Raw genomic sequence first — 20,922 nt, 5'->3', positions numbered from 1 at the left:
CATTACACCGGTTTTCGGAACAAATAGCTTTCTATAGCAAAACCCATTTTTTCTGTATAAAATCGATGTGCGTCTTTACGCTGAAGGCCAGATGAAAGACTGACAAAACCAAGTCCGGCTTTTCTCGCCCATTCTGCGGCATAATCCAAAAGCATTTTGCCGTATCCCTTTGATCGGCTAGGTGCCGTTGTCACTAGATCCGCAACCCACAAGTGCTCTCCTTTATGAATGGAAACCCTCGGCTGAGCGCCGCACAGCGCTCTGATTGCTGTATCTTCATATAAGGCAAACAACATATACGATTCTTTCTGCACACAGGCTTCAAGCCTTTGCAGATATGTCTCGATATCTAGCTCTGTTCTCAATTCACCCATGACCGGATACGATTCAGCCCATTCTTCTTTCGTGGTTAATTGTTTGATATGAATCATCTTCTCAATCCCCTTTCCTTTCGTTACAATGATCATAGCTAATAAATGGCATTTACCAAAGCCAATATCAGAAAAAATGACCCTGCCAGATAAAAAGGAGACACGAGATGGATGTCACGCCGTTTCTTGATAAAAAGAGCAAAACACCGCTGTATGAGCAGCTCTATAGCTTTTTCAAACAAGAGATTTCACATGCGAGAATCACAAAGGGAACAAAACTTCCTTCAAAACGCAGGCTCTCCAGCTTGCTCGATGTCAGCACGGCAACAATAGAACGAGCTTACGAGCAATTAACTGCCGAAGGCTATGTCAAAAGCAAGCCGAAAATCGGCTGGTTCGCGGCGGAAGTAGAACCAGACTTTCCGTCAGCTCCTGACCATATTCAGCAGTCTGTACAGCCTGACCCACCTAAAAAGAACGCACCTGCTATTGACTTTCATCAAGGCAATGTTTATCCCGCCCTCTTTCCCTTTAACGCATGGAGAAAAAGCATAGTAAAAAGTCTGGATCGCTATTCCGATTCGTTTCACACCTCTGGCGACCCTCAAGGAGAATACGAACTCAGGCACATGATTGCCCAGTTCGTCAGGCTGTCTCGGGGAGTAAATTGCGAGCCCGGCCAGATTATCATTGGCGCAGGAACCACCGTGCTCCTGCAAATTCTTTGCCTTATGCTAAAACCAGGTACAAAAATCGGGTTTGAAGAACCGGGCTTTCACCGTTCAAGAAGGATGTTTGAAGCACATCGCATGAATGTCATTCCGATTTGTACTGATGCAGAAGGCGTCCTGCCGGATGAGCTCTACCGCCAGAATCCGTATCTTATGTATACCACTCCTTCACATCAGTTTCCGCTTGGGACCATCATGACGATAACCCGCAGACAGGAGCTGCTTGCATGGGCAGCAGAATCAAATTCATTATAGAGGATGATTATGATGGGGAATTTCGCTACAGCGGCCATCCTATTCCGTCTTTACAAGGCCTTGATCCAAATGGCAGAGTCATATATCTTGGTACTTTCTCAAAGTCACTTCTGCCTTCCTTGCGGCTTAGCTTCATGATTGTGCCCCCTGAACTCATGAAATCGATCAAAAACAACAATCAGTTAATGAAGCAAACCGTCTCTGCCCACTTGCAATTCGCACTGGCAGACTTCATCAAAACCGGAGAGTGGCAAAAACACATAAATAGAATGAGAAGCTTATACCGAAAAAAACACGCTATCCTGTTAGAAGCCATCCGCTCTGAACTAGGAAACACCGTTGAGATTCTCGGTAAGAATTCGAGGCTTCACATCCTGCTGCGCCTTTTGTTTCCAGCAAGTGAGGAAGAAGCAATACAAGCAGCCGCAGATCACGATGTAATCATCTATCCCGTGTCTCCCTCATATAAAGAACAGACGCCTTTTGCTTCTGTCTTAATCGGTTATGGCGGTTTGTCAGAAGAGGATATCAGGCTCGGCATCCAAAAACTGAAAACGGCATGGGTGCCGTTGATAACATCTTATTAAATAAAAAACAGGCCCCGGGAACGGAGCATGTTTTTTAAAATGATAAAATTCCGATTAAATTTAAGAAAACGATAATAATGGCCAGCGGCACGATAAAACGAAGCAGATAAAACCATGTATAAAAGAATGCTTTACCTGCATTCGATCCGTTTCTCATTTCTGCCAAGAGCTCATGTTTCGGAATTTTGAGCGGAATAAATAGAGAAATTAAAAGAGCGCCTAATGGCATCAAAACATTGCTGACGGTAAAATCAGCCATATCAAAAAACGTTTTTCCGAATATGTGCACATCACTCAATACACCATAAGACAAGCAGCATGGGATTCCGACCAAAAAGATCAAAAGCCCGCTCGTCCATGACAGTTTTTTTCTCTTCCTTTCGTTTCCTTTTCCGATTGTGGCGACAATAATTTCAACCATCGAAAACGCTGAAGTTAGGGCCGCAAATAAAAACGCAATGAGAAAGCCGATAAAAAACAACGTGCCGAACGGAAGCTGTTCAAAAACGGCCGGAAGCACCGTAAACAGCAGTGTCGGACCTTCATTTGGCTGAAAGCCGAATGAAAAAACCGCCGGAAAAATGGCCAAACCCGCCAAGAGTGTCACAATAATATTCATCGCGACAATAGAAGCTGCCGAGCGCGGAACGTTTTGTGTTTTTGGCAGATAGGAGCTGTAAGTCACCATTACCGAAACCCCGAGTGTTAACGTAAAGAACGCTTGTCCCAGCGCGAATAATATCGATTCCGGAGTCAGATCTTCGAAATGAGGCACAAGCAAAAATTTCATGCCTTCCATTGCCCCAGGAAGCGTGAGGGACCGAAGAACGAGCAGAATAAACAATAAAAACAAAATCGGCATCATTACCGCGCTTACCCGTTCAATCCCTTTTTGAACCCCTCTGGCAACTACTAATACAGTCAGCACCATAAAAACAAACTGAGCCGCCAGTGTTTGGACCGGATTTTGAATAATAGAAGCAAAAAGAGCGCCATATTGCGTCTGGGTAAGCCCCGACAGTGAACCTGACGCTGTTTTCACGATATACAGCAAAATCCACCCTCCAATTACACTGTAAAACGACAGGACTAAGAAACACGCGGCTACGCCGACCCAACCTGTAAGAAACCAAGCGGATCGCGGCGCTTCTTTTTTATATGCATCAATGGCATTCGTCTGGTTCCGTCTTCCAAAAATGAATTCCCCCACTAAAAGCGGATAGCCTAAAAGGATGGTAAATAACACAAAGATAAGAAAAAAGGCGCCTCCTCCATTGGTCCCCGCTACATAAGGGAACTTCCAAATCGCGCCCAAGCCGATGGCCGAGCCGGCGGCTGCCATGACGAAACCGATTTTCGAAGCCCATTGGACTGGTTTTTGTTCAGACAATAAACGTCACTTCCTTTCCAGCCTATATTATCTCTTATTTTTGTCTTCATTTCTATATATTCATGATCAAGAATATAAAAGAGAGCGGCCTGAATGGCCGCTCTCTTCATCGAAAGGTTATTGATTTAATTTTGAATGCTTTCTTGAGTACAAGAAATAGATCACTAAGCCGATTAGCAGCCAGACAAAGAAACGGACAATCGTCACCCAGCCAAGATTTAAAATTAAGAACAGGCAGAACAGGATCGCCAGGCCTGGGATAACTGGGACCCCCGGGCATTTAAAGGCTCTCGGAAGATCCGGCTGTTTCTTTCTCAACACGATAACGGCGACAGAAATCAGCACAAACGCTGACAGCGTTCCGATGTTCACAAGCTTAGCAAGTTCATCTAATGGGACAAGTGAGCCGAGAAGCGCCGACAGCGTTCCGAAAAACCAAGTGGCGACATAAGGTGTTTTGTGCTTCGGATGCACCTTAGAAAGTGAACCCGGCACCAGTCCATCACGCGACATGGCAAACATGACGCGTGTCTGTCCGTAAAGCATGACGAGCATAACTGTTGTCATTCCCAAAACGGCGCCAATATCAATGATGCCTGCCACCCAGTTTTGCCCGGCGCTTTGAAGCACGAGAGAAACCGGATGATCCACCCCCGCAAACTGAGCAAACGGGATAACCCCTGTCATGATTGCTGATACGATGACATATAAAATCGTGCAAGCCAATAAAGAAAAAATAATGCCTTTAGGCAGATCCTTCGCAGGATTTTTTGTCTCTTCAGCAGCAGAGGATACAGCGTCAAATCCGATAAAAGCAAAGAACACGAGCGCCGCTGCGCTGAATACGCCGCCAAAGCCCATCGGCATAAACGGCTGCCAATTGTGCGGCTTTACGTAAACGGCTGCCACCGCGATAAATAGCAGAACAACCAGCACTTTTAAGATAACCATGATGTTGTTGACTCTTTTTGATTCTTTAATGCCTAAATAAAGCAAAAACGTTATCGCCATGACAATGACAAATGCAGGAAGATTAAAAATGGTGAATGTACCTTTCACCGCCCCAGGTGCCGCTGTTAACGCAACAGGAAGATGAATGCCGAGCCCTGATAAAAATGATTGGAAATAACCAGACCAGCCGACTGACACCGCGCTTACCGCCAGCATGTATTCTAAAATTAAATCCCATCCGATAATGAAAGCCAGAAGCTCTCCCAATGTCGCATAAGTGAATGTATATACTGAACCTGAAACAGGCACACTTGAAGCAAATTCTGCGTAAGACAAGGCAGCGAATAAACAAGCCAGCGCGGCCACAACAAATGAAATGGTCAATCCCGGACCAGCCGTGACTGCACCTGTTCCTGTCAGTACAAAAATCCCTGTGCCAATAATGGCTCCGATTCCAAGCAACGTTAAGTCGAATGCCCCTAGTTCTCTTTTTAAAGATTTTTCACCGCTCGTCGCAGCGAGTAAATCTTGAATGCTTTTCTTCCTAAATACGCTCCCTTTCATTCCCCTTCAACTCCTAGAATCTATTTATTTATATTTTATTTGAATTTTCTGAATTCAATAGCGACAATGGTCATTTTTCTTTTTTCTGCTCTATTTGTACCGGTAGCGAATCATTCCTTTCTCCTACTCAATATTATATATAAAATCACAAAAAAGAAAACAAAATTTTTAGAAAAGTCGATAATTTTTTTATTTTAAAATATCTTCCAGCATAAAAAAACCAGCCATCGCTGGTTTTTTCGTTCATTAAGTTGAAACAAAACGGCCGCCATTTACGTGAACGGTCTGCCCTGTCATATAGGAAGCCTCGTCAGACGCCAGCAGGACATAGGCGCCCGCATGCTCAACCGGCTGTCCCGCTCTTCCCATTGGGGTATCCAAGCCATGCTGCTTCACTTTTTCCTCAGGGAATGTTGCCGGAATAAGCGGTGTCCAAATCGGGCCAGGCGCCACCGCATTCACTCTGATGCCTTTATCCGCAAGGGACATCGCCATGGATCGCGTAAAGGAAACAATCGCACCCTTTGTGCTGGAATAATCAATTAACGCCGTATCCCCTTCATAAGCGGTAATCGATGTTGTATTAATAATGGCACTCCCCTCTGTCAGGTGGGGCAACGCTTTCTTCGTCATATGAAACATGGAAAAAATGTTTGTGCGAAATGTTTTTTCCAGCTGTTCTGTTGAGATATTGAGAATACTGTCCTGCGGATGCTGTTCAGCGGCATTGTTCACCAAGATATCAAGTTTGCCAAAATTGTCAACTGTTTGCTGCACAGCTTGTGCACAATGGTTCTCATCCCCGACATCTCCCGGAATCAGCAGGCAGCGGACATTTTCCTTTTCGATTCGTTTACGCGTTTCCTCTGCGTCCGAATGCTCATCTAAGTAAAGAATGGCCACATCTGCCCCTTCCTTAGCAAACGCAATCGCTGCGGCTCTTCCAATTCCGCTGTCGCCACCCGTAACGATCGCGGCTTTTCCTTTCAGTTTTCCGCTTCCTTGATAATCCCCGTCCTCAGACAGAGGCAGCGGATTCATTTCTGATTCAATGCCCGGCTGTCTGTCCTGATGCTGCGGCTCTTGCCCTTCTGTTTGTCTGTCCATTGGGTTCATATTCATCATCACTCCTAGACATGTGGTTGATATTGAACGTTACCACGCCATAGAAGCGAATAAACGACAAAGTGTGTTATGAAAGAACTTCTTCAGGAATGGCACCTGTATATTTCGCTGATGGACGGAAAATCATATTGTTTTCTGCCTGTTCCAGCACATGGGCGCACCATCCTACCATTCGGCTTGCTGAAAAGGTCGGTGTAAACAATTCATCGTCAAAATCGATCGCCTTCATGACAGCCGCCGCATAAAATTCAACATTTGTATACAGCTTGCGTCCCGGTTTGTAGATTTCAAGCAAACGAATTGCTTCTGCTTCTACATGCAGTGCAAGATCAAGATCACGGTCATTGCCGGCCACCTCTTCTGCTTTCTGCCTCAAGGCTTCAGCCCGCGGATCCTTCGTCTTATACACCCTGTGGCCGAATCCCATCAGGCGTTCTCCTTTTTCGAGTTTATCTTTCAAATATGCTTCAGCCTTATCTTTTTCTCCAATATCTTCAAGCATTTTTGTCACCGCAGAAGGAGCGCCTCCGTGCAGCGGGCCTTTCATCGTGCCCAGAGCGGCAGTAACGGCTGACACTAAATCACTTTCTGTAGATAATGTGACCCGTGCCGAAAAAGTGGAGGCGTTCATACCGTGCTCCATGGCAAGAATCATATAAGTTTCAAGCGCTTTCTTCTTCGCCTCTGAAGGCTGTTCACCTGTGAGCATATAATAGTAGTTTTCGACATGTCCGTACTGGGAAGATGGCGAAATGGCTTGTTCACCGCGCGCCCATCTTTTTCTGTACGCGATAATGGAAGGCGTGATTGCAATCATCCGAATCGCTTCTTCTGTTTTCGGATAGAACGTGTAAGCATTTTCCCCCAATGCTGAAACAACCGTTCTCAGCACCGACATGTCGTCCATGTTGTTTGGCAATGACTGAATCAAACGCTCAATGTGTTCCGGCAGATGCCGTTCTGCAGCGAGCTTCCCTTCAAACGTCCATAATTCTTCAGATGAAGGCAGTTTTCCAAATAAGATCAAATAAGCGGCTTCTTCAAAGCTGTGATTCAGCGCGATGTCTTTTGCATGATGGCCTCTGTAAATCAGACGGCCCTTTTCGCCGTCAATATGGCTGATGGCTGTTTCTACACAAGTAATTCCCTTTAATCCGTAATGTACCATTTGTATTCCCCCTATCCTTTTCTGTTATTATAGTAAATATAATATTTAAAAAATATTGAATATTTTAAAGGGAATTAATTAAAATTATTAATCAGAGGGAGAATCGAAATGGATTTCAAATGGCTTCACACCTTTGTGACCGCTGCAAAATATGAAAACTTCCGAAAAACAGCGGAAACGCTTTTTTTATCTCAGCCTACTGTGACCGTGCATATTAAGCAATTGGAAAAAGAAATCAGCTGCAAGCTGTTCGAGCGGAAAGGCAGGCAGATTCAGCTGACTGATGAAGGCAGGGCTTATTTGCCGTATGCGCTCAGGCTTCTTGACGATTACGAAAACAGCATGGCAGAGCTTCACAGAGTGAGACAAGGCTACTCTCAAACCTTACAGCTCGCGGTTTCCCCGCTAATCGCAGATACTGTACTTCCTTCCGTCATGAAACGATACACAGCAATAAATACAGAAACGGAAATGGCAGTAACGATTTTTGAATCGGCGGAAATCGCCTCGCTGATTAAAGCCGGGGAAGCGGATATCGGACTGAGCTGTTTAAAGGTACAGTCCTCCTCTTTAACCTGTCACTGCTTATATAAAGATCCTGTTGTCCTTGTCGCTCCGCCCGATCAGCGTCTCATAGAAAACAAAGAAATTGATGCCAAAGAGGTGCTGGAGCAATACCTGCTTTTGACCCACAATCATCCTGATTACTGGGACGACTTGCTCCGTCAAGTCAGAGTGACATTTCCATTTGTGAGAACAATGAAGGTCACTCAAACACATATAACGAAACGGTTTATCAAGGAAGGGCTGGGCGTTTCATTTTTGCCTTTATCTACAGTAAAGCGTGAATTAGCAGAGAAACAGATGATCAGGATCCCTTATCAGTCTGTACAGCTGCCCTATGCCGGCGCTTACGCAATTGCCCTTTATGAAAATAAGAAAGAAAAGAAATTTTTGGATTTTTTATCACATTTTCATTTTTAGGAGCAACCAAAACGGATGTGCTCCGTCTAATGAAAAAAACCCGTTCCAATGAACGGGTTTCCTTCTCATATTAGAATCTTTTCGCACCGAGGTAACGAGGCTTCCAGTAGCTGTTGTTCAGGCTGCTGATTTGCACGCCGTCAGATCCCGCATGAACGAAACTGTTGTTTCCGACATAAATCCCCATGTGAGAAGGGCCGGATTTATATGTTGTGAAGAAGACAAAATCACCGACAGACGGGCTGGAAATGCTCTTCATAGAACTCCAGTAACCAGCAGTGCTTGTTCTGCCCGCACTTGTTTGTTTATTCAGTACATACCAGATGAATCCGCTGCAGTCAAAGCCGGAAGTTGTCGTTCCGCCCCATTTGTACGGCGTTCCGATTAACGCTTTTGCATCAGAAACAAGCTTGCTCACATTAAGTGATGTAGCAGATGTTTTGCTGCTTGAAGACGATGAAGGTCTGGAAGAAACCGTTTTGGAGCTTGTGCTTGTTCCTTTTACTTTCAACACTTGGTTGACATAGATGACATCTGATTTTAAACCGTTTAAGCTTTTTAATTTGCTGACTGTCGTGCCGTATTTGCTCGCAATTTTAGAAAGGCTGTCTCCGCTCTTCACTTTATAAGTAGAAGCTGAAGACGTTGATACCTTTGATGAGCTAGAGCTTGTTGAGCTTGTTGACCCTTTCAGTTTCAGAACTTGTCCAATGCGGATCAAATCTGATTTTAAGCCATTCAGCTTTTTCAGTTCACTAACTGTCGTGCCGTATTGTTTTGCGATTTTAGACAGGCTGTCCCCGCTCTTTACTTTGTATGTAGAAGAGGATGAAGAACTGCTGCTTTTTGAGCTTGCAGATTTGCCGTTAATCGATAAAGTTTGCCCCACAAAAATGATGTCAGAACGAAGATGGTTTTCCGATTTAATTTTGCCGATTGTTGTGTGGTATTTTCTTGAAAGATCCCATAACGTGTCGCCTTTTTTCACCTTGATGCTTTGTGCAGATGCCGCTCCTGCAAATAATGTCGAACCTAAAACAACTGCTGTCGTAGCTGTAATGATTTGCTTTTTCATATTTTCCTCCCCAAATAGTAAATCTATCTATATGTCTCTCTTTTTTTAAATTAATCTTATTGTTTTCTATTATAAGGATAGATTCCCAACAGAAACAGTCTTGACTTCATGTGACAAATTTCTTAATTATTCGTTCTTAAAAAAAGTTTTTAAGGGTATTAAATATTTCATTTTCGTTTCAAAGGTGACAAAAAACACGTGCTTTTGTCATGTTTTATGGGAGGTTTTTCAACATAAAGGGAATAAACGGAAAACCTTCGGGGGTTAACTCATTTATCGGAAGAACGTGCGAAAAAGAATAGTCGAGGAAGCTGCGGTGATCCGCAGTTTTTTTATTTAAACAAACATATCATGCACGGGCTCAAGAGGCAAAGATTTTTCTAAAAAATGAATGCTTTCCATCAAATAAGGCAAGATAACGAAACAGCCGTATGTAACAACATTCCCCTAACATGTTAAACAGACTACATAAAGGAGGCATGCAAAATGAATTTGTTTCAAAATATGAAAACAAAACTTTTGCCTATCGCCGCTGTTACTGTCCTTACAGCAGGAATCTTTGCCGGAGCCGAGCTGCAGCCTACCAAAAAGGCAGGCGCTACAAAACAAGACAAGACCGAAATCAAAAATGTCATTGTGATGATCGGCGACGGCATGGGGACACCTTACATAAACGCCTATCGTTCCATGAAAAATAACGGAGAAACACCGAATAACCCGACATTAACTGAATTTGACCCGAACCTGACAGGCATGATGATGACGCACCCGGATGACCCTGATCATAATATTACAGATTCAGCAGCCGCTGGAACAGCATTAGCGACAGGCGTCAAGACATATAACAATGCAATTGGCGTCGATAAGAACAGAAAAAAAGTAAAATCGGTACTGGAAGAGGCCAAACAGCAAGGCAAATCAACAGGGCTTGTCGCAACATCCGAAATTAACCATGCCACTCCAGCCGCTTACGGCGCCCACAATGAATCACGGAAAAACATGGACCAAATCGCCAACAGCTATATCGATGACAAAATAAAAGGCAAACAAAAAATAGACGTTTTGCTTGGGGGCGGTAAATCGTATTTTAACCGCAAGGACAGAAATGTAACAAAGGAATTCAAACAAGCCGGCTACAGCTATGTAACAACGAAACAGGCACTGAAGAAAAATAACGATCAGCAGGTGCTTGGGCTTTTCGCAGACGGAGGGCTGGCTAAAGCGCTCGACCGAGACAGCAAAACACCATCTCTCAAAGACATGACGGTTTCGGCCATTGACCGCCTGAATCAAAATAAAAAAGGTTTTTTCTTGATGGTGGAGGGCAGCCAAATAGACTGGGCGGCCCACGATAATGATACAATAGGGGCCATGAGCGAAGTTAAAGATTTTGAACAGGCCTACAAAGCCGCGATTGATTTTGCGAAGAAAGATAAACATACGCTTGTCATTGCAAATGCTGACCATACAACCGGCGGATTCACCATTGGCGCAAACGGCGAAAAAAATTGGCACCCGGAGCCGATTCTCGCAGCAAAAAAAACACCTGAATTCATGGCCAAGAAAATCAGTGAAGGCAAACCGGTCAAAGATGTGCTCACACGGTATACAGATCTGACATTTACATCCGAAGAAATCAAAAGTGTTCAAACCGCCGGGCAAGCTGACAAAAGCAAAGGCGCCTACAAAGCCATCATCAAGATTTTCAACACACGATCTAACAGCGGCTGGACAAGTACCGATCATACCGGTGAAGAAGTGCCGTTATACGCGTATGGCCCCGGAAAAGAGAAATTTCGCGGACTGATTAACAATACCGATCATGCACACATCATCTTTAAGATTTTAAAAACTGGAAAATAAGAAGGATGCAGAACGCTGCATCCTCTTTTTTATAGATATCTGCGGTGAACACCATTTCCATCGTACGAAAACATAACTTCTTTATCCTCAAGCACAGACTCGATGTGCACGCTTCTCCCCCAAAGCTGGAATAAATAAGGAAGCACTTTCTCTAAATATTTCAAATCCAGCTCTATGCCTTCATACCAATGCTTAATATAGAGCTCGTTATTTTTCATATAGTCGCCGTCGTTTACCGTCAAATACGGAAATCCCCCGTTTACCCGCATGCTCACGAGCTGGTCGCGCACCGACTTCCATTCTTTATCGACGATTTTATAATCTCTGCCCTGCTTTTGAAACAAATAAAGATCCTCGCGCATGACTAAGTCTTTTGTTAAATAATTGCGGATGAACGAAATATCGGATTCAATTTCCCTGACCTCAAACATCTTCTCCCGGCCCGAATCAGGCTGAACGCCCATTTTCTTCATTTCTTCCGTCGGATTGTTGTACCGCTCTTCAATGTCTTCAAATATTTTCAGCCCTAAATAATAAGGGTTGATGCCTGTTTTAGACGGCTGAACGACACCTGCATTCAGCTTGGCGAACTCTATCGCTTCATCAGAGGTTAAATCAAGCTCACGTATAATTCGCTGGTGCCAATACGAAGCCCAGCCCTCATTCATAATCTTTGTTTCAAGCTGGGGCCAAAAATACAGCATTTCCTCTCTCATCATCGTTAAAATATCACGCTGCCATGGCTCCAGCTCCCGGGAATGCTCCTCAATAAAAAGCAGAATATCTTTTTCCGGACGCGGCGGGAAAGGTTTTTTCGATTTTTTCACTTGTTTTTTCGGTTTCTTCTCATCCAAAGACCATAGATCATCGTACGGCGTCGCTCCTTCTTCCATTTCCTCTTCCTCATCATCCACACTCCATAAGAGCTTCGGACGGACCAAGGACGGATCGATATGCTCCTGAATCGACAGAATGGCATCTAAAAAAGCCTCTACTTCCTTTATCCCGTGAACCTGTTCATAGTGCTTGATCCGTTCGGCCGTTGCCGCCATGCTTTCCACCATATCGCGCTTCGTGTTTTGGAATCGGCAGTTGTTTTTGAAGAAATCACAATGGGCGAGAACGTGAGCGACAATCAATTTATTTTGGATGAGTGCGTTGCTGTCCAGCAAAAAAGCGTAGCATGGATCTGAGTTAATAACCAGCTCATAAATCTTGCTTAATCCAAGATCATAATGCAGCTTCATTTTGTGAAACTGCTTGCCGAAGCTCCAGTGGCTGAATCTTGTCGGCATCCCGTACGCTCCGAATGTATAGATAATTTCAGCCGGGCAGATTTCATATCTCATCGGGTAGAAATCAAGGCCGAAGCCTTTTGCAATTTCGGTAATTTCCTCAATTGCCCGCTGTAATTCCTTCTTCTCCTCCGCGTTCAACCGAATCCCCCCTACTTGGACTTATCCTTATCTATAATGTATGAACCCGCTTGACAAAAGATGATAGCCTCACTTGAGCAGCAAAAAAATTCCCCGGCACATTTAGCCGTTTACCAATTAAATTAATGGGTAAAAACACACCATATTACGAAAAAAGGAGCGATACCAATTGAATGTAGCAGACATGTTTTCCTCTTATCTCAGTAGACTGCCAAATGTAATCATTGCTTTACTCGTCTTATTAATCGGATGGGCTATCGCTAAAATCATTGAAAAAGCGGTGTACAAAGGGCTCAAAAAAACAAAATTTGACGATAAACTTTTTGCTGGGAAAAAGCCATCACGCTATTCCTCGGAAAAAGTCATAAGCAAGGTTGTTTATTTTATCGCATTGATTATCGTCTTTATTTTATTCTTTAACATTTTGCACCTGACAACAGTGGCATCACCGTTTGTCAGCATGCTTTCCGCCATTACAGCCGCTATCCCAAGTGTGCTGAAGGCCGGACTCATTCTGCTGTTAGGATGGGCTGCTGCCTCTGTATTAAGCTTCCTTGTCAAAAAAATCGGGATGAAGCTGAACACGAGTGACAAACTGCGCAAGTGGAATTTGGTGTCTGAAGGAAAAGATATTCATCAGGCAGTCAATGCCGCTTCAAAAATTGTCTTTTATCTCGTGCTGCTTGTGTTTCTGCCAGGGGTCTTATCTTCTTTGAAAATTAGCGGCATTTCAGGGCCGTTTACAAACATGATGGAAAGCGTGCTCGCTTTTCTGCCGAAATTATTTGCCGCCGCGCTTATCGTTTTAATCGGCTGGCTTGTGGCTCGCCTCGTACGTGACATTATTACGAATTTCCTTGCAAGCATCGGCACGGAACGATTCGCCGCACGTATGGGTTTATCTATTTACTTAAAAGATACAAGCCTTTCAGCAGTTATCGGAACAATCGCCTATGTGCTGATTTTAATACCGGTTGTCATTTCAGCGCTTGACCAGCTTGATGTCGCCGGCATTTCGAAACCGGCTGTCTCCATGCTGAATACCATTTTAAACATGCTTCCGAATATCATCATTGCCATCGTGCTAGTTTTAGCGGGTCTGTGGGCAGGAAAATGGATAAACACCATGGTGTCCGGGCTGCTCCACCGCGCAGGCTTTGATTCTGCTTTAGGGAAAATGGGCATGGGAGCCGGAACGCCCGCCAAGCTGTCCTTGTCTCAAGTTGTCGGTATGATTGCCCAAATCATCGTCATCCTGCTGTTTACAGCCGAGGCGCTGCAAATTGTTCAGCTTCACTTCCTCGTAGAGATTGCGACCGGCATCATCGCGTATCTGCCGAATGTCCTTGTCGCTGTATTCATTCTCGGCATCGGCCTTTATGCGGGGGAATTGGTGCGAAAAGTGCTCGCAAGCATCATCAAAGGCCAGGAATTCAAGTCTTTAGCCGCCATTGCTAAATATACGGTTATCGCACTTGCGTTCTTTATGGCCCTAGACCAGCTTGGTGTCGCTGCCACAATCGTTAATTCCGCATTCATCATTGTGCTAAGCGGCTTCGCACTTGCTTTCGGTTTATCCTTCGGTCTTGGCGGAAAAGATTTTGCATCACGTTATCTGTCTAGATTTGAACGCAAAATGCAAAACACCGAAAGTGATAAAAACCGTAAAAACCAAAACCCGCCGAATAACATGTAAACAAAAAACGTGCACCCTGCAGGGTGCACGTTTTTTCAACTAATTCCTTTTTTTTCATTTTTCAATCGATTATGATATGATATAGAAAATGTCTTATTTTGAGGTCTTATTATGAAGTTAACAAATTACACAGATTATTCATTAAGAGTATTGATTTTTCTGGCTGCAGTACGTCCCGGAGAACTTTCAAACATAAAACAGATTGCCGAAACGTATTCTATTTCCAAAAATCATCTCATGAAAGTCATATACAGGCTTGGCCAGCTCGGCTATATAGAAACGATCCGCGGACGAGGCGGCGGTATACGCTTAGGCAAGGCCCCTGAAGACATCAACATCGGTGAGGTTGTCAGAAAAACGGAAGACGATTTTAATATTGTTGAATGTTTTGACGCGAACAAGAATCTCTGTGTTATTTCTCCAGTGTGCGGCTTAAAACATGTGCTTAATGAAGCGCTTATGGCCTATCTTGCAGTTTTGGACAACTACACACTGCGCGACCTTGTCAAAAACAAAGAAGACATCATGAAGCTTTTAAGAATGAAGGAATAGATAAGATTCCTTCTTTTTTATGCCCTTTTTCCCCATTTTTGTTAAGATAATATGGCGGTTTTAAAAAAAAGGCAAAACGATGGAGCAAACGTGCCGATATAAAAAAGAAACAGCAAATTCAAAATCATTGGGGGAAAAAGGAGAGCTCAGATGAAAAAGAAATTAGCAGCAGGGCTGACAGCATCTGCGATTGTCAGTACAACTTTAGCAGTGACACCAGCTGATGCAGCAACGATTAAGGTCAAAAGCGGAGATTCTTTATGGAAACTGGCACAAACCTATAACACAAGTGTGGCGGCCCTCACATCCGCCAACCATCTGTCATCTACTGTTCTGTCGATCGGCCAGACGCTGACCATTCCGGGCAGCAATTCCGGCACTTCATCTACTTCAAGCTCAACAACGAAGAAGAGCGGAAGTTCTGTTTACACAGTCAAAAGCGGCGATTCGCTTTGGCTGATCGCAAATGAGTTTAAAATGACGGTGCAGGAACTAAAAAAAGTAAACGGACTAAGCAGCAACATGATTCGTGCGGGACAGAAATTAAAGGTGTCCGGTACAGTTTCCTCAAGTTCCAGCTCTAGTCCAAGCACTAGTTCCAGTAAAAAAAGCAGTTCCAATAAGAGCTCAAGCTCTTCATCTTCTGCCGGAACCTATAAAGTGCAGCTTGGAGATTCACTTTGGAAAATTGCAAACAAGGTCAGTATGTCTGTCGCTGAATTGAAGGTCTTGAACAACTTAAAATCAGACACCATTTATGTGAATCAAGTGTTAAAAACAAAATCAACTGGTTCTGATACGTCTTCCAAAGACACTCAATCTCATTCGGACAAACCTTCACCAACAACGACATACAAGGTGAAAAGCGGCGATTCGCTTTGGAAAATTGCAAACAGCTATAACCTGACCGTACAGCAAATCCGAAACAGCAACAATTTGAAATCAGACATGCTGTACGTCGGACAAGTGCTGAAGCTGACAGGCAAAGCATCTTCAGGCTCTTCTTCATCATCGTCTTCTTCGTCAAATGCGAGCTCTGGCACGACGACTACATATACGGTGAAAAGCGGCGATTCCTTGTGGGTGATTGCTCAAAAGTATAATGTGACAGCTCAGCAGATTCGGGAGAAAAACAATTTAAAAACGGATGTCTTACGGATTGGCCAAAAGCTGGTCATTGCCGGAAAAGCTTTATCTTCAGGCTCTTCTTCATCCGGTTCTACAAGCACGTCCAGCTCACCTAGCGCTAAAATTAACAAAATGATCGCAGCCGCTAAGGAGCAGCTTGGAGTTCCGTATCGCTGGGGTGGAACGACTCCGAACGGATTTGACTGCAGCGGTTTTATGTACTATGCACTGAACAAAGTCACATCCGTATCAAGACTAACAGCCGCCGGATATTGGAACACAATGAAATCGGTCAGCCAGCCAGCTGTCGGTGACTTCGTTTTCTTTACAACCTATAAAGCAGGCCCTTCCCACGTCGGAATTTATCTTGGAAACGGGCAATTCATTAATGCCAATGATTCCGGCGTTGTGATTTCCAATATGAACAACTCTTACTGGAAACAGCGCTATCTCGGTGCAAAACGTTATTTCTAAAAACAGAAACTGTATGGCCTTTGCGGCTGTACAGTTTTTTTGTTTAGAGCCTAAAGACGTTGATGCTGATCATATGCTTTGTCACCGGATGAAAATAGACTTCGGCCCGAACAGAAAAGATATTGTCATTCTGTCTGACGGTCACCCGAAAGACATCTTTCGTCTGCTCATCATTTACCTCGGTACGCCCCATATAAGCGTAATCAGAAAATGCAGCGCCCTTATATTCATCCTGAATTTTGCTCCAGGCGAGCTGTTCCCACTTTTGAACGGACTCATTTGTGTCCGCTGAATGCCCTTTTGCAGCCATTGATACAATGATCATGCCGCAAAAAAGAAGCGCAATGGTATACGGCATTGATTTCATGTGTTTTTAGTCTCCTGTAACCAGAATATGTTCCCTCATATGATTTCCAAAAGCGATGGCTTCATTCAGGCATTTTGATTTTATGTCTCCCTCATATTGCTATCCTTGTACTTGTGCAGACGCCAAGTTTTGCCCCGACAATAATATAGGATGCAGCATAAACTAATCACGAACTTCTTCACACAGGAAAGGAGAAGCGATTCATGGATTATGCCGATTACGATAAAGCACTGTATTACACACATCGTTCCCAATGGGATAATTTATTGATTTTAATGGTGCGTACAGAGGATGATTTGTTATCAAAACGCATCGAGCATTTTCTGCATGCGTATCATTTTGAACAGGATTACGCCGTTCTTGAAAAGATGCTGTATTCTCTTCTCCGTTATATTGATCATGCTACAGAGCTGACGTATGAAGACCAATTAGCCCTGCTCACATAAACAAATCCCGGCGTTTAGACGCCGGGATTTCCTGCTTTCGTGAACATGCTGAGTTCTTCGACAAGCTCTTTTATTATAGGACGGCAGCACTTTCAACATCAGTGTGCTCCGGATCAAGCACAGGCTGCTTCGGAATGACATTCCTGCATCACAGTTCTCATATTGTTCAGCGTGCTAATGCGCCTTTACCGCCGCCCGCCGCTGACAATAACGCCACGGGCTTATATTTGAATTGTTCGCTGTTAGAAAATCCAGCGCATTTTTTAAAGCGCCGCTCATGCCGCTGTGATATCAGGAGATCATAAGACAATCGCATCCGCTCTCGTGACACGCCGCTTAAGCTCCTGCACCTGCAAACTCCGCTTCCCCATTAAAAATCGGCAATATAAACTCGCTTAGATCAATCAAATCTGTCTGATACAGCGCTGAAAATATAGGATGCGTTTCCATGTTTTCTGGAGGCGCCGTTTATGACTAACATATTCACTTCCTGATCTCTCCATTCAGGTTATATTTCACTGCGAAAAGCGCTGCTTGCGTACGGTCGGCCACTTCAAGTTTTGCCAAAAGATTAGACACGTGAGTTTTCACTGTTTTTTCTGAAACAAATAAAGCTGCCGCGATCTCTTTATTGCTTTTCCCGTTGGCAATTTCATTCAGAACGTCCTTTTCCCTGCGTGTTAATTGATAAAATTTTTCTTTTTCCGGATCGTGCTGATTTCTCATATGTGTCAGCACATGGGGCATAATAGCTGACGACAGCATGTATTCGCCGGCATGCACTTGCCTTAGTGTTTTTACCAATTCCTCGGGCTGCATATCCTTTAATTGATACGCCTTCGCTCCCGCCTGAAGCGCGGGAATGACGTGCTCCTGATCGGAGTAGCTCGTCAGCACAATGATATTGATTCCCGGAAATCGCTGTACTGCTTTTCTTATGGCTTGAATGCCGTCCATTTCTGGCATAGACAGATCCATCAGCACAAGATCAGGCTTTGTCTCTTCAATGACACGGAGTGCTTCTGTTCCTGTTGCGGCCTCTCCGGCAACTTCAATATCATCTTGGGTAGCAAAGAAAAAACGAAGCCCCTTTCTGACAACATGATGATCATCCGCAATAACAATTTTCATTGCATTGTCCTCCCATTCTGATTAGTCAGCGGAAGCCTGACGGACAGCTTTGTCCCCGCTCCAAGCTCTGACTCGATCAAAAACTCGGCGCCGGCTGTTTCCGCCCGTTCTTTCATACCCTTGATGCCGAGTGAAGGCAGCCCGTCATGCGCTTCATAGCGAAACCCTGCCCCATGATCGATGATATCCAGTTCCGCATGGCGCGAAGAAGCAGTCAAGCTGACATACGCCGTATCCGTTCCGGCATGTTTTTTGGTGTTATTTAAAGCTTCTTGTACGACGCGCCACAGCATATGCTCCTGTTCATCTGTAAGAAGCGGACAGCCTTTTTGTGTAAAAATAACATTCAAGCCGATGAGCGCGCCATAGCTTTTAATGGCTTCAGACAGCCCTTTTTCCAATCCTCCCGGCCGAAGCTGCCAAATTAACGCCTTCATTTCTGCGAGCGCATCCTGTGATAGGTTTTGGATGAAATCAATCATCTGCTGCAAATTCTCATCTTTTGTTAATGTCTTTGCGGCTCTGGCTGTTAAACTGACGGAAAACAACATTTGATTGACAGAATCGTGAAGCTCTTGGGCCAGGCGGTTGCGCTCCATTAAAAGAGCATTTTTTTGTTTATATTCAGAAAACTTCATACGCTGGATCGCCGTTCCGATCTGAAAGGCGACAGACTCGAGTAAATGCAGCTCTTCCTCATCAAACATGGTTTTTCCGGCCGCCGCAACATTTAACAATCCGAATCTCCTGTCCCCGTCTTCTAAAGGCACAGTTGCATGATGTGTAATCCCCTCTGTGTCAAAGCAGTGCCGTTCCTTAGCTGATTCTATGCGCTTGCAGTTCATGATATTAGCTGCCCTTCTAAGCCCTCCGTTATTAAACTTTGTCAGACAGTAGCACTCCCCTTCGCACATCAGCACTTTTTCCTTGCGGATTAAAGCCGGAGGCAGGTAAGCGTCCGCCGCTAACGTATAGGAACCGTCTTCTTCGATCAGAAAAATCCATCCGGATTGAAGGTTCGTCAGACTCAGCAATTCTTTTAAAACCTCATCCAGTGTTGCTTTGATATCGTGTCCTTGATTTAAGATTTCCGCAATTGTTTTCAGCGTTTTTAATTTCTCCATCCTCGTTTTGCTCACGTTCCTCACTCCGGCAAATGATCTTGTTATTTCAGATTATACCAGTTTTTTGTATTTCACAGCTTTGCTTGAGGACTGATATTCTTTCAGACTTTTGGATGAGAAAAAGAAAAAAGCCGGATCATTTACAATGATCCGGCTTATGCTCGAACTATTTGGCTGTAGCCTCTACAATGTCGTCTACCGTCTTCATCACATCATCAGAAAGCGCGGCAAGACGCTTTTCACTGTCTTCTAAAGAGGTTCCTTTTACAGCGAAATAGAATTTGACCTTCGGTTCAGTTCCGGAAGGACGGAGGCAGAACCAAGATCCGTCTTCCAGGAAGTATTTCAGTACATTTGATTTGGGCAGGTCGATCGCTTCTTCTTTGTTTTCCTTCAGAAGCGTCCGTTTGCTTACAGCGTAATCTTCAGCTGTCACAACCTGTTTGCCGGCCATTTTTTGCGGCGGGGATTGTCTGAAGGAAGCAAGGATCGCTTCGATCTGTTCTGCCCCCTGTTTTCCTTTCAGCGTCAAGGACTTCAGCCCTTCACGATAAAATCCGTATTCGTTAAAGAGCTTGATGAGCGCTTCATATAAGGACATTCCTTGTTTTTTATAGAAAGCGCAAACTTCAACGGCCAAAAGCGCCGCCTGAATAGCGTCCTTATCTCGGGCAAAATCCCCGATTAAATAACCGTAGCTTTCTTCATAACCGAATTGGAAGGTGTACTGGCCTGTTGCCTCGTATTCCTTAATCTTTTCGCCGATAAACTTAAAGCCTGTCAGCGTATCAATCGTATCAAGACCGAATGAAGAAGCGACCGCACGTCCGATTTCACTTGTGACAATTGTTTTGAGAACAACGCCGTTTTCAGGCAGGATGCCTTGTTTTTTCTTTTCAGAAAGCAAGTAATGAAGCAGCAGCGCACCGGTTTGGTTTCCTGTCAGCACTGTGTATTTGCCTTGATCGTTTTTCACCGCGATGCCGAGGCGGTCAGCATCAGGGTCTGTGGCGATGAGAATATCTGCGTTCTGCTCCTCCCCATATTTCATGGCATATTCGAAGGCTGCATGCTCTTCCGGGTTGGGAGAGGTAACAGTAGAGAAGTCTGGATCTGGCATTTCCTGTTCTTTAACAACCGTTACATTTTTGTAGCCGAGTGCTTCTAGACCGCGTCTGACCGGCTTATTCGCGGTTCCATGCAGCGGCGTGAACACAACATTCACATCTACTTCTTTCGACAATTCAGGGTGAACGGAAATAGACGTCAGTTTTTCTGTATAGACTTTATCAATGTCTTCACCGATGATCTTGATTAAGCCCTTTTCTCTTAAGGCGCTTTCATCGTCGACAGTGATCGTCAGCTCATTTTCAATCGCGTTTACCTGATTAATAACGATGTCCGCTTCCTTCGGAGGCAGCTGGCCGCCGTCATTCCCGTATACTTTGTAGCCGTTATATTCTGGCGGATTATGGCTTGCTGTCACCACAATCCCGCCATAGGC

At 44.4% G+C, this 20,922-nt stretch carries 17 protein-coding genes and 2 pseudogenes; 7 read left to right on the top strand and 12 right to left on the bottom strand.

Annotated elements, in window-relative coordinates:
* Positions 1-2: 2 nt before the first annotated feature.
* Positions 3-431, bottom strand: coding sequence for a GNAT family N-acetyltransferase (locus tag V756_RS0100100; protein ID WP_024712842.1), 429 nt, complete (start codon positions 429-431; stop codon positions 3-5).
* A gap of 107 nt (positions 432-538) precedes the next feature.
* Between V756_RS0100100 and pdxR the strand changes: the two are divergent.
* Positions 539-1,944 (top strand): annotated as a pseudogene (gene pdxR, locus V756_RS01000000121605) (MocR-like pyridoxine biosynthesis transcription factor PdxR).
* Between the two features lie 34 nt (positions 1,945-1,978).
* Here the strand turns inward: pdxR and V756_RS0100090 are convergent.
* From V756_RS0100090 to citA, 4 genes are all read right to left on the bottom strand, one after another.
* Entirely contained in the window at positions 1,979-3,334 is a 1,356-nt protein-coding gene (locus V756_RS0100090) for a sodium-dependent transporter (protein WP_024712841.1), read from the bottom strand.
* A gap of 117 nt (positions 3,335-3,451) precedes the next feature.
* Positions 3,452-4,849 (bottom strand): branched-chain amino acid transporter BcaP, encoded by a 1,398-nt coding sequence (gene bcaP / locus V756_RS0100085; protein WP_024712840.1) that lies wholly within the window; start codon positions 4,847-4,849, stop codon positions 3,452-3,454.
* A 246-nt stretch (positions 4,850-5,095) separates the two neighbouring features.
* Positions 5,096-5,965, bottom strand: a complete 870-nt coding sequence (locus tag V756_RS0100080) for an SDR family oxidoreductase (protein ID WP_024712839.1) — start codon at positions 5,963-5,965, stop codon at positions 5,096-5,098.
* 76 nt (positions 5,966-6,041) lie between these two features.
* Positions 6,042-7,142, bottom strand: a complete 1,101-nt coding sequence (gene citA / locus V756_RS0100075; RefSeq protein WP_024712838.1) for a citrate synthase CitA — start codon at positions 7,140-7,142, stop codon at positions 6,042-6,044.
* A gap of 108 nt (positions 7,143-7,250) precedes the next feature.
* On the opposite strand from citA, the gene citR reads away from it, so the two are divergent.
* Positions 7,251-8,126: a transcriptional regulator CitR gene (gene citR, locus V756_RS0100070; protein WP_024712837.1), complete on the top strand. Its 876-nt coding sequence runs from the start codon at positions 7,251-7,253 to the stop codon at positions 8,124-8,126.
* 70 nt (positions 8,127-8,196) lie between these two features.
* On the opposite strand, the gene lytE is transcribed toward citR, so the two are convergent.
* Positions 8,197-9,201, bottom strand: coding sequence for a peptidoglycan endopeptidase LytE (gene lytE, locus V756_RS0100065; protein ID WP_024712836.1), 1,005 nt, complete (start codon positions 9,199-9,201; stop codon positions 8,197-8,199).
* A 486-nt stretch (positions 9,202-9,687) separates the two neighbouring features.
* Here lytE and phoA point away from each other — a divergent pair, with 486 nt between their 5' ends.
* Positions 9,688-11,064, top strand: coding sequence for an alkaline phosphatase PhoA (gene phoA / locus V756_RS0100060; protein ID WP_024712835.1), 1,377 nt, complete (start codon positions 9,688-9,690; stop codon positions 11,062-11,064).
* Positions 11,065-11,093: 29 nt separating this feature from the next.
* On the opposite strand, the gene spoVR is transcribed toward phoA, so the two are convergent.
* On the bottom strand, positions 11,094-12,500 hold the full coding sequence (gene spoVR, locus V756_RS0100055; protein ID WP_024712834.1) for a stage V sporulation protein SpoVR: 1,407 nt from the start codon (positions 12,498-12,500) through the stop codon (positions 11,094-11,096).
* Positions 12,501-12,669: 169 nt separating this feature from the next.
* Here spoVR and V756_RS0100050 point away from each other — a divergent pair, with 169 nt between their 5' ends.
* The 3 genes from V756_RS0100050 to lytF all read left to right on the top strand — a co-directional run bounded on the left by V756_RS0100050 (position 12,670) and on the right by lytF (position 16,350).
* Positions 12,670-14,196, top strand: coding sequence for a mechanosensitive ion channel (locus tag V756_RS0100050; RefSeq protein ID WP_024712833.1), 1,527 nt, complete (start codon positions 12,670-12,672; stop codon positions 14,194-14,196).
* 111 nt (positions 14,197-14,307) lie between these two features.
* Positions 14,308-14,748, top strand: coding sequence for a nitric oxide-sensing transcriptional repressor NsrR (nsrR, locus tag V756_RS0100045; RefSeq protein ID WP_024712832.1), 441 nt, complete (start codon positions 14,308-14,310; stop codon positions 14,746-14,748).
* 150 nt (positions 14,749-14,898) lie between these two features.
* Positions 14,899-16,350, top strand: coding sequence for a peptidoglycan endopeptidase LytF (gene lytF, locus V756_RS0100040; RefSeq protein WP_024712831.1), 1,452 nt, complete (start codon positions 14,899-14,901; stop codon positions 16,348-16,350).
* Between the two features lie 43 nt (positions 16,351-16,393).
* On the opposite strand, the gene V756_RS0100035 is transcribed toward lytF, so the two are convergent.
* Positions 16,394-16,717, bottom strand: coding sequence for a YqzG/YhdC family protein (locus V756_RS0100035; RefSeq protein WP_024712830.1), 324 nt, complete (start codon positions 16,715-16,717; stop codon positions 16,394-16,396).
* 203 nt (positions 16,718-16,920) lie between these two features.
* Between V756_RS0100035 and V756_RS0100030 the strand changes: the two genes are divergently transcribed.
* Positions 16,921-17,163 carry a YhdB family protein gene (locus tag V756_RS0100030; RefSeq protein ID WP_003224139.1) on the top strand — a complete coding sequence of 81 codons (243 nt, stop codon included), beginning with the start codon at positions 16,921-16,923 and terminating at the stop codon, positions 17,161-17,163.
* Between the two features lie 14 nt (positions 17,164-17,177).
* Here V756_RS0100030 and V756_RS01000000121600 read toward each other — a convergent pair.
* The 4 genes and pseudogenes from V756_RS01000000121600 to V756_RS0100005 all read right to left on the bottom strand — a co-directional run.
* A pseudogene (locus V756_RS01000000121600) lies at positions 17,178-17,650 on the bottom strand (NADPH-dependent FMN reductase).
* On the bottom strand, positions 17,647-18,294 hold the full coding sequence (locus V756_RS0100015; protein WP_024712829.1) for a response regulator: 648 nt from the start codon (positions 18,292-18,294) through the stop codon (positions 17,647-17,649). The pseudogene V756_RS01000000121600 and the gene V756_RS0100015 overlap by 4 nt, the downstream one beginning before the upstream one ends.
* The gene (locus V756_RS0100010) at positions 18,291-19,433 is read right to left on the bottom strand and encodes a GAF domain-containing sensor histidine kinase (protein WP_024712828.1); all 1,143 of its coding nucleotides are present in this window, start codon (positions 19,431-19,433) and stop codon (positions 18,291-18,293) included. The genes V756_RS0100015 and V756_RS0100010 overlap by 4 nt, the downstream gene beginning before the upstream one ends.
* 151 nt (positions 19,434-19,584) lie before the next feature.
* On the bottom strand, positions 19,585-20,922 hold a 1,338-nt coding region (locus V756_RS0100005; protein WP_024712827.1), incomplete at its 5' end, for a phospho-sugar mutase.

This window comes from Bacillus tequilensis KCTC 13622, assembly GCF_000507145.1.
Taxonomy (GTDB): domain Bacteria; phylum Bacillota; class Bacilli; order Bacillales; family Bacillaceae; genus Bacillus; species Bacillus tequilensis.
Note: the sequence above shows the minus strand (reverse complement) of the source record. Positions and strands in the feature narration are given on the sequence as shown.

Coding starts and splice junctions, on each gene's coding strand:
- citA (WP_024712838.1), bottom strand. CDS start 7,142: ATGGTACATTACGGATTAAAGGGAATTACTTGTGTAGAAACAGCCATC.
- V756_RS0100035 (WP_024712830.1), bottom strand. CDS start 16,717: ATGAAATCAATGCCGTATACCATTGCGCTTCTTTTTTGCGGCATGATC.
- citR (WP_024712837.1), top strand. CDS start 7,251: ATGGATTTCAAATGGCTTCACACCTTTGTGACCGCTGCAAAATATGAA.
- bcaP (WP_024712840.1), bottom strand. CDS start 4,849: ATGAAAGGGAGCGTATTTAGGAAGAAAAGCATTCAAGATTTACTCGCT.
- phoA (WP_024712835.1), top strand. CDS start 9,688: ATGAATTTGTTTCAAAATATGAAAACAAAACTTTTGCCTATCGCCGCT.
- lytF (WP_024712831.1), top strand. CDS start 14,899: ATGAAAAAGAAATTAGCAGCAGGGCTGACAGCATCTGCGATTGTCAGT.
- V756_RS0100015 (WP_024712829.1), bottom strand. CDS start 18,294: ATGAAAATTGTTATTGCGGATGATCATCATGTTGTCAGAAAGGGGCTT.
- V756_RS0100100 (WP_024712842.1), bottom strand. CDS start 431: ATGATTCATATCAAACAATTAACCACGAAAGAAGAATGGGCTGAATCG.
- V756_RS0100080 (WP_024712839.1), bottom strand. CDS start 5,965: ATGAACCCAATGGACAGACAAACAGAAGGGCAAGAGCCGCAGCATCAG.
- V756_RS0100030 (WP_003224139.1), top strand. CDS start 16,921: ATGGATTATGCCGATTACGATAAAGCACTGTATTACACACATCGTTCC.
- lytE (WP_024712836.1), bottom strand. CDS start 9,201: ATGAAAAAGCAAATCATTACAGCTACGACAGCAGTTGTTTTAGGTTCG.
- nsrR (WP_024712832.1), top strand. CDS start 14,308: ATGAAGTTAACAAATTACACAGATTATTCATTAAGAGTATTGATTTTT.